Genomic DNA, 13128 nt, shown 5'->3' on the forward strand with positions numbered 1-13128 from the left:
TATATTCAGCGTGTACAAAAATATGAAATTCCATCATTAGTGTCGTCTTTATTCCGAGAACATCCATTGTCTCTGATAAATAATGTAGAAAACTTTCTAATTTTATTCGACAATAATTATACCACCCAACGGTTGCAAGGTAACTTTCGCATTGCCACTCTTGTCTATTTTCAGACTTGTCAATTCGGAGGCATAACTGTCAACATTCTCTTTGTCTTCTTGCTTTATGATACGGCGCGGCTTGTCAACATAATACTTTACTATCTTTCCGGCAAGCATCGGGAGATTTACGGTCAAGGTCATGGGATGGTCTGTGCCATTCAGTCCCCCTATATACCAATGTCCATCATGCTTGCGGGCTATGATACAATACTTTGTGGGATATCCGTCAATGAATTGCGTCTCCTGCCAAGTGGTAGGGATATTGCGCGCAAAATCCAGAACATGCTGTGGCATATCTTCAAGGTTATTTGGCATTATAGCGACACAGTTTACGTTAGTCTGGTTGGTGATTGCTGTAGCCAATTCAAAGATATCCGACGTGTATCTCGGATGCCGACTCTTATTGTTCTTGCTGAAACGCTTATTCATAAACACTCCTCCCCAGTCGAAGCTGGCAACAGCATTTCGGCAAAAAGGATGCAGCGTCATATCAAAACCTTCTGAACGTGAAAACCTATTGGTGAAATTCATGTTCTCTGAGGCAAGAGCCGCCTCACTTGCCACAAAATTGGGATAAAGTCTTTCCCAACCTCTTGGAAGAGTGCAGCCATGGAATATAACCTGCAAGCCGTATTCATTGGCATCGCTCAGTATCTCTTCATAAAGCTGCATCGTCTGCTGCTTGTCACCGCCAAAGAAATCAACCTTAATACCTTTCACGCCAATCTTCTGCATCCATTTCATATCACGCTTGCGGGCTATGCAGTTATTCATCACACCGTGTGGACCTTGTGGAGCGTCGTTCACCGCTCCATTGCTGTTATACCAAAGCAGTAGCTCCACATTCTTGCCTTTCGCATATTTTGCCAGACGTTCAATGCCCTCATAGCCAATGCGTGAATCCCATAAAGCGTCAACGAGAATATACTCATATCCCATCACTGATGCAAGGTCGACAAATTTCACCTGATCGTCCCAGTTCATCGAACTGTCTCCCCAAAGAATCCAGCTCCAAGTATATCGTCCTGGTTTATAATCATACTTTGTTTCATAAAGTGGGTCAAGGACATCAAATTGAACCGTTGTCTCAACAATCGGCTTCAGAGAATTTCCCACCGTAATGGTACGCCATGGTGTTGCTGACGGAACAGGTACCGCCGGTGTTACGCTTCCTATTCCATTGTTCTCGCCTTCTTGTGGGAACAGCAGGCTATATCCCGTTTCTTGATTGTAATCACTCAATCGTGAGCCGCAATAATTGCTTGTCACTCCAGTTTCGCTCACCAACGCCCAATAGTTGATATCTCCATCCGGGATGCGAAACAGGCAAGGGAATGTGAATCCTTGCTTACTGTTTGATTTGCGCTGTGCCACAGGAACATCTGCTTCGTAGGTTTCCTCGTAAGATGGTTTTGTTCTAGCAAAACCAACCATTGGTAGGCTCTGCTGGCAGAGGAAACTTGTGGCAGCTTCTGCCAGTCGGAAAGACGTCGTTTCTTTAAGAATGACGGCACTCAGCGGAATACCTTTCTCATTGTTGGGCTTTTGAAGCTCGTAGCGGAAAGCCACGCTATTGTTGGCCACACAGAAAGCGACAGTCATGCAATGTCCATCCTTGTTCTCAAAAATAAGATCCATCTTATTTGATACGTAATGAAATTTATTCTGCTTGGTGTTAATCATATAGTAGTCTTTCACTACATTATCCTCACGCTGTACATCTTTCAATTTCAAGTTTTTCGAGAAATCGGCATAATTGGCAACAAGACCTAAACGGGACTCTGTCAGCACAAACTTTCCGTCGTAACTCACAGAATATACCGGCATACCATTTTTGTTGTTTACACATACGTTCAATCTGCCGTCGGGTGAAACGACAGTGTCGTCGGCCATAACAGTTACCGCTATCACGAACATAAGAAAAGATAAGTTTATTCGCTTCATATCAAGAATAATAAGTAAGTTGTAAAAATTAAATTATACTAAGCCGCATGGGTAAAATTGATAATGAGTTCATCCCCGACTGCCGCCAATGCTCTGTTTGTAGCATAGAACAGGGAGTCCGTGGATACATAGTCCGCCTGTCTGAGCCATTTACCTTTGAGTATGCGCCACAGCGTCTCGACTATGTTGAGATGTGCGATCTTGTACGCATAGAGCTGCGGCGAGGGCTTTCCCTTGGAACGTTTTCTTATACGTCTATATCTCGTGCCAATGCGGATAAAAAAGCTCGGAACGTACTCTCGCTCGCTTCCTTTCCGGAGGCCTGCTGCCAGGATTCCTTGGCTTTCTTCACGCTCTGCCTGCTCTGCTCGATGGCTTTGCGAACCGCTTCTTTGTCCAAGCAGTCCATTATTGGCTTTCGCCCACGTCCTGGACGTGTTTCCAAACCTGCAATTCCTTCTGACTCGAAGCGTTTCACCCAAGCATTTACAGATACAAGTGTCATTTCCGTTTGCGAGCCGACATCCTCTGATTTCAGATCCTGTGATTTCAAAAGAATTGCGCGGCAAGGCATACGGTATGTATGGCTCTTGCCAGCACGGAAACCTTTTTCCAATTCCAGACGTTGCGCCTCTGTCAATTGGAAAACTTTGATCTTTGCGATAGCTATATGTATTTATGAGGTTACGCAAAGCCATGAAAAATATTCGATTTAAACTAATTTTCAACATCTACTTATAGATTTTAATAAATACTTTAATTCATAGGTTCTATACTTATATTTATATTCAGTGTGTGCAAAAATATGAAATCCTATCATTAGTGTCATCTTTATTCCGAGAATGTCCAATAGTCAAAAAACATGATGTCTTTCAGAGCTTTGCCGCGACATACAAAATAGATGTCTTTCACACCGTTTACTGGCGCTATCTCTGTATCTAATACTTTATTCCCATTGTTGGTTTAGCAGGCGCAGGCTGTAAATAGGTCCGGCAGTAGTACCCTTCTGCGACTTGAATGTGACACTCACTTGCTGTTTGCCTTTGAGCATCTGAGTAGGTATGGGGTACTCTACAGTCATAAACTTGTCAGAGTTCCATTTGTTTTGCAGATTTTCGTTGGTGAGGAGCTGATCGTTAATAAGGATGGAGAACCGACAGTTACCGTTTTCATTTCCCCAGTAAGTGACACAGAGCGAAAGGGTGGCCTTGCCGTTGGTAGATAACTCATAGGTAAAATATCCATCGTTATTGGCTTTGCGCCATGCGGCTCCATGAGTATTGCCTGTACCAGATCGGTTGCTCTTCACATTGTGGTCAATCTCCGGCTGTTGCTCACCACAGGTCACCATATCCACCGTTCTTGCGTCTAGTTGCAATCGCTTCTTTTCTGCATCCTTCTTCTCCGCTTGATAGCTGCGGTATTGGCTGTCGGACATTGATAACCAATATATCATATATCGGCAGTCGTGGAGAGAGGCGAAAGGCTGAAGCTCAAGCTCGGCATACTTATCCTCAAAAAGACCCGGCACAGTGAATGTACATGGCTTGCCTGCCACGGGTTTCATCTGACTTAGTTTCTGAAGAATTTTCTCTCTGTCACCGATAATCATCGGTGTGTCGAACAGAGATACTAACGGACCGTGAGCTATGTGCCCCCAACGGTGGTCGCTGGCAACAAGACCGTTGAGGTTTTCTTTCCCAACGTTAGCTCCCAGGAGTATTGGTCCACGCATAATGGCTATGTATTCGGGATGATGCTTCAATTCTTCAATACGTATATTCATCGGCATCTGCACCTCCACAACATCGCCGTTCTTCCACTTTCTGTTAATCGTATAATAGCTGTTGGCAGCGGTTGTTGTCTCAATACTTTTCCCGTTGACGGTGATAATTACCTTACCATCGCCCACCCAGCCCGGCTTACGTACGAACAATGGAAATTTCGTGCTTTTCTTCGCTGTGATGGTGAGACACGTTTTGCCTTCATTAGGAAACGAAGTAGTCTGTGTTAGACTGATCCTCCGCTTCTTCCATTCGAGTCGCGAGGAGATGAAGAGGTTGACATAGAGCGAATCTCCAGTGTGGGCGTAAATAAACTCGCCATACTTACCATGGTTTTCCATACCGGTACCCACGCAACACCACATCGCCTCGTTAGGAGCGGAGTAAACACGGTAGTGGGCGGGACGAGCGGGAGTGAAATAGACATATCCGCCGTGAACAGGATGCTGGGTGGAAAGAATGTGGTTGAACAAGGCGCGTTCATAAAAATCGGCATAAGCTGCTTTAGGATCCTTTCTGAATAATCCTTCAGTGAGCCGAAGCATATTGTAGGTGTTGCATGACTCCGGTCCCTCGCGGTCATCTACATAACTCAGATAATCAGCATCGTCAGGGAAATGTTCGCGACGGCTGTTGCCGCCGAAAGCGAGTGATCGGTTGGCTGTGACCGTCTGCCAAAAGAAATAGGCCGCACGAGTGTAGTCTACCGCATCGCCGCTGCGCTTCGCTTGGACACTCAGTTCTGCTACACGCTGATAGCCGACAGCTTTCGGCACCTGGGTGTTGGCGTGCTTATTGTCGAGATTATCTTTTCCGTCACGCATGCTCTCAAACAGCCATTTATGAGAAAATCGCTTCGCCGCATCGAGATATTTCGTGTCGCCCGAGATTTGATATGCATCGGCAAACACTTCGTTCATACCGCCAAACTCATTGTTAAGCATCTGCTCCATCTGTTCATCGTTGAGACCGCTAATTACACCGATTCCCCAGTCACAGTAATCCAAGAACATCTTCTTTGCCAATTCACTATCGGCATAGAGCCATGCATCGCGTAGTCCGGCATAGAGTTTGTGGAGATTGTACCAAGGAGCCCAATATTTCCATATTATGCCAACATTTCCTTTCTTTATCTCCTTCCATCCCGCCTTACCATTGGGAATACCGCCAATGTATCCGTCACCATTGGCTTGCTGGCATTTGTACAGTTCGCTGAGCATATATTCCATCCTCCGCTTGAACTCCTCGCCATCTCCGGCTCTGTAGTTCATCGCCATGGCGGAGAGATAGTGACCAGCCACATGGCCATCCAGCCCCGGCCAGTTGGGGAATTTTTCAGCTTTAGGTTTCAATCCGGCCTCGATGAGGAACGGAGCCAATAGTCTGTCAACGTCATATTCCAGTAGTACGCTGCGGTTGAGATCTTGGGCATGTTTAAATGGTCCGTCAAGCAGTTGCACATCACTCAGCGGAAAGAGTTCGGGATAGAGTTTGTCCTGAGCATGGGTCATGCTGACGAAAGCCGGACAAAGGCAGAGAACGGTTGTTATCAGTTTCTTGTTAATCATATTATTATAATGTTATTGTTTTTTCTCATTATTGTTTTTTTCCCAAAATACTTCACTGCCTTCTGCTGTCCGTCGGGGAACATCACTATGAACGTCCGGTTTTCGGGCATTCCCTTATACTGTCCTTCACGCTTGGCGATGGTGAGCTGCTGCTTGGACTCACTCCACGTGAACTGGATGAGGGAGCGTTCGCCGCGCTCGCAGTTGTAGGTTTCTCCATCATCTTCGTAGAATGAGAAGGTGCAGTCTCTGCCAGGATAGATGCGAATGGTAAGCGGAGCGGCTGACTTGTCGGCGGCATAACGCTTGCCTTGAGCCATAAGGATAATGGAGCCGGATCGGACGAAGACGGGCATCGTCTCAATGCTCTCAGTGGTTGTCACAGATGTGCCGCCGGAGTAACGCTTGCCGGTGCGGAAGTCATACCAGTCGGAGGACTTAGGGAGATAAGTCGTCCAGCTATTGACGTTTGGCTCAACTATTGGAGAAACAAGCAACGACGAGCCAAACATATATTCGTACTTCTGTTGCAGCGCATGCTCATCATCGGGGAAGTCCATCACCAACGGTCGCATAATGGTGTAACCTTCGTTGGTGACGCGAGCGGCATTGCTATAAATGTAAGGCATGAGCGAATAACGAAGGGTGATGTATTTTCGAGCTACCCTCTCCACCAGCTCGCCGTAACGCCATGGCTCGGTGTCGCTCATATATCCGTGCACTCGCATCAGCGGCAGAAATGCTCCCACCTGAAGCCAGCGCAGAAACATCTCGTGATACTCCGGGCTTTCGTATTGGTTCCACGGACGGAAAAATCCTCCCGCATCAAAAGTCCACCAAGGCAGTCCGGCTGCCATCTGTCCTAGTCCGCCCGCTATTTGTCGGCGCAGAGTCTCCCAATCGTGACCAACGTCGCCCGACCATGTAGCAGCGGCATAACGCTGTAGTCCGGGAAATCCGCTACGAGTGAGTATCATCACTCGCTTCTCGGGAGCATCCTTTCTCAGTCCGGTGAACACAGTGCGGTTGACAAACATCGGGAACGCATTACGGTACACCTCACCCGGCCACTGCTGGTTGTTTATCCGCCGTCCCTGCAGGTCATCGTTCTCTGGTTCAGTGGCGTCCTGCCACCATGCATCGATACCGTATGGTTTGAGCAGTCCGTTACTGAAATTCGCCCAGTAGTAGTCGGCAGCCTTGGAATTGAAGAAGTCCACCCAGTCTATTCCTGGCAACAGATATCCCAGCTCTTTTGCTTTCGCTCCGACAGCCGATTCCTCGTCCACTTTCGCCCAAACGGAAATCATCAATCGGATATTCTCATTGTGCAACTCCCTCACCATTTGTGCCGGATCGGGATAATTCTCTTCATCAAATCGCATGGCGTTCCAACCGTATTTTCCCCAGTATTGCCAGTCCTGTACAATCATGTCGATAGGGATGTCGCGCTTACGAAATTCCTTGGCATTCTCCAGCAACTCCTGCTGCGTCTTGTATCGCTCGCGGCAGTGGATGTAGCCCATCGCCCATAACGGCATCATCGGAGCATTGCCCGAGAGCTGTCGGTAACTGGCTATCACCTCATCGGGACTGCCTGCGAACACCGTGTAGTCGATGCCGGTGGATACTGGCGATCGCAATTCCGTTTCATTGATGTTCTTTCTCCAGTATACAGTAGGCTTGTCGCGCTTCTCACCCTCGACCACCACCTTGTGACGACCCTTCGTGAGTCGGGTCATGAAAGATGTTGTGGGCGGCAGCCACAGATTGTTGATATCCACCATAGTCTTGCCGTCTATAATTACCTTATGTTTGCGTGCCATCCTCTGGCCAACATCCATCAGTATGGAATATTCTCCTGTTTCCGCCACCTCTATCTCCGCCTCAAAAGCGTTGATGTTGCGCGTCTCTTTCTTGTTGCCTTTGGTGGAGGTGACATCGACGGTGATTGTCTTGCCCATGCATTCCACAGGATTCAGAACCTTAGACTGAGAGGCGGGATTGAACTCCGTGAGACCGTAGTTGTTCCACAGCAGAGCGTAGCCTTTGTTCGACAAAACGAACGGGATGGAAATCTGGGTATTCACCTGAGTGAGCCGACGAGAAAGACCGCGCACATTGACATATCCATCCTGAAACTGTCCCGTACCGAAAAGATATTCGTCTGCAGGCGAGAAGAATCGCTGAGCGACAGCGGTGGTTGCTTCTCCTTGCACCTCCGATTCTCTCATTGTTCGTCCGTGGGAGATTTCTTTGAGCAACACCTTCCCCTTCGCATCGGTGAATGCAATGGCATCGGTGGCAGCGTCATATACGGCCGTCATATTCTTAACTTTCAACGTAGTCGTGCCACCACGTTCACAGACAGAATATTTCACGTTTTCCACTTTGTTCACATATATCAGTTCATCGGGCTGCACACCAACCGAGCCGGCCACTTGTATTCTGATTGCGTTGTCGTTCATCGGAAGCATTACGATATTTCCGCCCTCACGTTTTATCTCCACCTTATTGGCGGCAGCATCAACCGGCATTGCCGAGCCGAGAAGACATAGCAGAAATATATTCTTTATTTTCATAGTGCTTAATAATAAACTGTTATTTCGTATTCTTTTTGATTGCGGAATATCGTCTTTATGCCCCCGCTTACTTCCTCGATTTTATTATCACCTCGCCAGCCTGCAATCCGTTACTTTCGGCTTTCACTCGGATTGTTCCCGTCTCGCCTTTCTTTGTCCGTACTATTGCGAGCGCCATTCCGTTAAACGCCTTGCGCTGCGGTGACTGAAACGACTCAAACGACGTGGCGTCACCATTGTCGGTGGCGATGATTTCAGCAGGTCCCTCCACAGAGAACTTCACCGTCGCATCGCTTCGTGGCACAAGTGTACCCTGCGCATCGCAGACCTTCAGCGTGATGAAAGCGAGATCCTTGCCATCACATGTTATCTTGTTGCGATCAGCAGAGAGTTGCAGAGTGGCAGCTTCCAATGCTGTGCGCTGCACAGCCGTCGCCCACTCCTTGCCGTCCTTATATGCAACCACCTTTATCTCGCCCGGCTCGTACGCCACGTCATGCCACACCAGTCGATAATCTTGTCGCGCCACCTTCTTCTTGCGTCCGAGGCTCTTGCCGTTTAGGAACAGCTCCGCCTCATCCCCCGATGTATATACATGCACCGGAACTTTTTGCCCCACTCTCTCTGGCCAAGTCCAGTGAGGCAGGATGTGAGCCATCGGATAGTCAGGCCGCCAGTGCGACTGATAGAGATAATATCGGTCTTTCGGAAATCCCGCCAAGTCCACAATGCCGAAGTAACTGCTGCGTGATGGCGGAGTCTTTTTTCTCAGTTCCTCCAGTTCCTTAGCCACCTCAGCCTGCTTCGCCTTGTCATGGCGATAGTTGGTCAATACCGTCTCGTCAGAATTATACGGCGTAGGCTCACCCAAATAGTCAAATCCCGTCCACACAAACTCACCCATCAGGTGAGGCTTCTCCTCAAACATGCGGAACATAGCGTCGGGCGGACACATCCATCCCGTGTTCAGCTGTCCCTTGTGACGGTAGTCGTAAGACGAAATCTGATAGTTCTGCAATGCATCGCGATCGTAATTAAAAGTGTAAAAACCACGAGTGCTTACCTGTGACGAAGTCTCTGCGCACAGTGTCGGCATATCCTTGTATCGTGGGTCTTTCTCAAATCGCTCCTGCCCGCCGTAGAAATAGTTTATTCCCATCACGTCGAGCGACAGCGGTGCTCCCACGTCACGCGCTCCGTCAGGGTCGTTATATCCCGCAGTCAGCGGACGGGTCGAATCTTCGCGGCGGGCGATGTCGGCAAGGTGTTTCGTTATCTCCACCCCGCGCTGCTCTATCACCTCGTTGCCTATCGACCACAGCACGACACATGGATGGTTGCGGTCTCGATGTATCATCGCCTTCAAATCCTTTTCATGCCACTGCTCATACATACGGGCGTAATCACTTTTACGCTTGCCTGCCGCCCATGCGTCGAAGGCTTCGTCCATCACGAGAAATCCCATCTTGTCTGCCAAATGCAAAAACTCCGGAGCCGGCGGATTATGCGAGCATCGTAGAGCGTTGTCCCCCATCTCGCGCAGTATGCGGAACTGTCGTTTCAGCGCACTCAGATTAAACGCTGCGCCCAGAGCCCCAAGGTCGTGGTGGTTGCACGTGCCCTTTATCACCGTCACCTTTCCGTTGAGTTTAAACCCGTCGCGAGCCGTAAACTCAATGGTACGCACGCCAAAGGCGGTGCGGTATTCGTCAATCAGCTTTCCGTCTGTATATAATCGTGTGACAGCCGCATAGCGGTTGGGCGAGTCCACTTCCCATAACTTGGGACTCTTTATCTCGCCTCCGATGTTCACTTTCATGCTGCCGTTAGCTCTCACCGCCACTTCTTTATTCTCCAATCGTGCCGCCCTGCCACGCAGACGGTCATCAGCATCCAAAACATATATGCTTGTTTCCACACTGACAGTCTTCACCACCGATGTATGGTTTTCTATTGTTGTCTCTACATTCACCTTCGCCGCAACGGTGCTCACCTCAGGAGTAGTCACGAATGTCCCCCAATGCCCGACATGCACCTGTTCGGTCTTCGTCAACCATACGTTGCGGTAGATTCCCGCTCCCGAATACCAGCGAGAGTCAAACTTCTCTGTGTTCAATTTCACGGCTATAAGATTGTCTTCGCCGAACTTCACGTATGGCGTAAGGTCGAAACGGAATGAATTGTATCCATACGGCCATTCGCCCACGAACGTCCCATTCACCCATACCTCGGTATAACACATCGCACCATCAAAGTCAATATATATCCTCCGTCCTGCATCGCTCTTGTCTAAAGTGAAATTCTTCCTATACCATCCGATGGCCTTGTAAGGCAGTTTTCCCATCTCTCCCGCCAGTTCTATACGGAACGGTCCTTCGATAGCCCAATCGTGTGGCAACTCCAATTTCCTCCATCGACTGTCATCAAAAGCCGGCTTTTCCAGTCCCTTAGGTTCATCAATTCGCCCTCCATCAGGCTGTAGGCCATAGCGGCAGAAACGCCAGTTGTCATTAAAACTCTCGCAAGCCGGTTGTCCGTTGCGTGTCAGTGTCTTGTTCGTTGCGACCGCATCAGTGCCAACCAGCAGCATAATTGCCATAAATAGCAATTTGAAATAAAAAAATCTTCTCATATTTTCTTATATCGTTAACTTCACTTGTTATAGCTTTATAGCGATTTTCTTGCCATTGTAATCTACCGTCTTTTGTTTACTATCCGGCAACGTCACCCTGAATGTTTTCTTAGCAGTCATGCCACGGAATGAACCTCGGCGGTTGTGTATCGTGAGCGTGCGTGTGCGGTTGTTCCATGTCATGGGAATCTCGCTGTATTTGCCCTGTTCATAGTCATAGCCGTCACCACGATCTTCATATAGCGTAAACTCGGCATTAGCTCCGGGATAAACACGTATCTCAAGATTATCCCACACCTTCTCGCCACTATACTGTACATCAGGGCCTATCGGCAATATCGAACCACCACGGATGAAGAAAGGAATCTCGCTGAACGGAATCTCAAGTTTCACGTCCTGACCTCCATCGTATACCTTGTCGTTATGGAAATAATACCATCGGCTGCCGGCGGGCAGATAGACTGTATGCTCCGAGGGATGGCTGAAATCCACATTTTCCATTGCATTCATTTGGGTCCTCCCCGTATTTTTGTCCCATCCCGCATTAGCATCGGCATCGTGGCGAACAACCTCCGGCGTGTACTGCGCATTGAGTATAGGAGTGGCAAGGATGGCGCGACCGAACATATACTCATCGTTGAGACTCTTAGCCTTTGTGTCAGTAGGGAAGTCCATCACCAAGGCACGCATAAACGTATCACGCCGCTTACTCACGCTCCATGACGTGCTATAAACATAAGGCAAGAGACGATAACGCAACTTTATCGCTCCTAGGAGGGCATCATAAACAGGTTCGCCTGCCTTACCATAATAATACAACTCGCGAGGTACGTCTGCACCATGACTGCGCATCATTGGAGTAAACACTCCCTGCTGTGTCCAACGGGCATAAAGCTCATGATAGGCGGGATTCTCGTAGGCAGGCTTACCTTTCCACGAACGGTTGTATGAACCGGCGAAAAATCCACCGAGGTCAGAATTAAAATTAGGATTGCCGGTAAGTGAAAAATTCAACCCTGCGGGAACCTGCTTTCTAAGCATATCCCATGTAGACACTACATCGCCGCTCCACACATTAGCACCATAACGCTGCTGACCAAAGGTGCATGAACGAGTAAGTATAAACACACGTGAACTGTCGCTCTCAGCACGCTGATGGTCGTACACACCGCCAACGGTCATCAGCGGAAAGGCGCACAACACACTGCGATAGCTGCCCATACCTGTCTGTCGGTCGAAATCCGCTGGTTGCCAATTGAAGTGGTCAGGTTCTGTACTGTCCATCCACCAGCCGTCCATTCCAAGATCGTAGATGCGCTTCAGATTCTCCCAATATATATCACGAGCTTCCGAAGAATAGCAGTTATACACCCTTACACCACTCGGATAATCCTGACGTGGAGGCCACTGATGACTGATGCCCGACTGCGGCCATGTCTTTATGTCAAACAACAGTCCTTTCTCATCAAGCTGGCGGTAAGGCTTCGTCATCGGTCCAAACGACGACCAAATAGAAATCATACATTTAGCATTCTGTGCATGGACCTCGTCAATCATCGCCTTAGGATTTGGAAACGACTCGCTCATAAACTCCATAGCGTTCCACAGATAGTTGTTTCCCCAATACTGCCAGTCCTGAATCATACAGTCTATCGGTACTCCATCCTTACGATAACGATGAAGCACATCAAGCAATTCCTGCTGACTTTTATATCTCTCACGGCTCTGCATAAATCCATACGACCACAGTGGCAGCATTGGTACATCGCCCGTAAGTTCACGAACGCCCGACACCACTCCATCGGCATTACCTCCATATATAAAATAATAGTCTACGGCATCGCCCACTTCCGACGAGAAAGCAACTTCAGTGCCTTTATCAGAAATATTTGTAGGCGAATAATTATCCCAATATATTCCGTATCCTTTTTCCGACTGGAAGAACAGCACACCGTCCTCTGTATTTCCCGGTCGCAACTGTCTGTTTACTCCCCGCTGTGACATCTTTCCGTTTTGCAATATGCCGAGACCATATATAGCCTCGTCTTTCTCTAACCTGAATCCCTGCTTCACTTTCCACGACTTACGCCCAGCGTCATCTACCGAAGTGAACACTGCTTCCGATGCTTCCCTAACAATCTCTGCACGCTTCGCCATGCGATAAACAATCTCACCACTGTGTTTTGCCACTGCAATCTGTATGCGGCTGTCCGAGAGGAACAGTGTGTCCTGCGTCTCCTTTACCTTGACTTTAATGTCCTTCGGAGCGGCAGTCACTGCGAGGCTTTTCCTTACAAACTCCGCCGTAGTAGGTGTCTTCACCACTCGCACCACACCGTCGGCATACCATTCCACCTTGACTTGTCCTTGCCCCACTTTCACTGTATAAGTGGCCGCTTCACTTGTCCCTGCCAGCAAACAGAGTAAAAAACAAAATTTTCTCATATTTATTTTTC

The 13128-nt window shown here is 48.4% G+C and carries 6 protein-coding genes; all 6 read right to left on the minus strand.

Annotated features, from left to right (window positions below; genetic code table 11):
- Positions 1-102: 102 nt before the first annotated feature.
- Positions 103-2106 (minus strand): glycoside hydrolase family 97 protein, encoded by a 2004-nt coding sequence (locus Bovatus_RS12265; RefSeq protein ID WP_004297814.1) that lies wholly within the window; start codon positions 2104-2106, stop codon positions 103-105.
- Positions 2107-2353: 247 nt separating this feature from the next.
- Positions 2354-2746, minus strand: coding sequence for a helix-turn-helix domain-containing protein (locus tag Bovatus_RS12270; RefSeq protein ID WP_052587909.1), 393 nt, complete (start codon positions 2744-2746; stop codon positions 2354-2356).
- Between the two features lie 306 nt (positions 2747-3052).
- Complete coding sequence (locus Bovatus_RS12275; RefSeq protein WP_004297817.1) at positions 3053-5458, minus strand: glycoside hydrolase family 127 protein; 2406 nt, start codon at positions 5456-5458, stop codon at positions 3053-3055.
- Positions 5455-8040, minus strand: a complete 2586-nt coding sequence (locus Bovatus_RS12280) for a glycoside hydrolase family 31 protein (RefSeq protein ID WP_004297818.1) — start codon at positions 8038-8040, stop codon at positions 5455-5457. Before Bovatus_RS12280 ends, Bovatus_RS12275 begins: the two co-directional genes overlap by 4 nt.
- Before the next feature lie 67 nt (positions 8041-8107).
- Positions 8108-10672: a beta-galactosidase GalB gene (galB, locus tag Bovatus_RS12285; protein ID WP_004297819.1), complete on the minus strand. Its 2565-nt coding sequence runs from the start codon at positions 10670-10672 to the stop codon at positions 8108-8110.
- Positions 10673-10699: 27 nt separating this feature from the next.
- Positions 10700-13117: a glycoside hydrolase family 31 protein gene (locus Bovatus_RS12290; protein WP_059365514.1), complete on the minus strand. Its 2418-nt coding sequence runs from the start codon at positions 13115-13117 to the stop codon at positions 10700-10702.
- Positions 13118-13128 lie beyond the last annotated feature (11 nt).

This window comes from Bacteroides ovatus, from assembly GCF_001314995.1.
Taxonomy (GTDB): domain Bacteria; phylum Bacteroidota; class Bacteroidia; order Bacteroidales; family Bacteroidaceae; genus Bacteroides; species Bacteroides ovatus.

Bases quoted from the DNA above. Each gene is read 5' to 3' on its own strand.
- Bovatus_RS12280 (WP_004297818.1), bottom strand. From the start codon at position 8,040: ATGAAAATAAAGAATATATTTCTGCTATGTCTTCTCGGCTCGGCAATG.
- Bovatus_RS12290 (WP_059365514.1), bottom strand. From the start codon at position 13,117: ATGAGAAAATTTTGTTTTTTACTCTGTTTGCTGGCAGGGACAAGTGAA.
- galB (WP_004297819.1), bottom strand. From the start codon at position 10,672: ATGAGAAGATTTTTTTATTTCAAATTGCTATTTATGGCAATTATGCTG.
- Bovatus_RS12275 (WP_004297817.1), bottom strand. From the start codon at position 5,458: ATGATTAACAAGAAACTGATAACAACCGTTCTCTGCCTTTGTCCGGCT.
- Bovatus_RS12265 (WP_004297814.1), bottom strand. From the start codon at position 2,106: ATGAAGCGAATAAACTTATCTTTTCTTATGTTCGTGATAGCGGTAACT.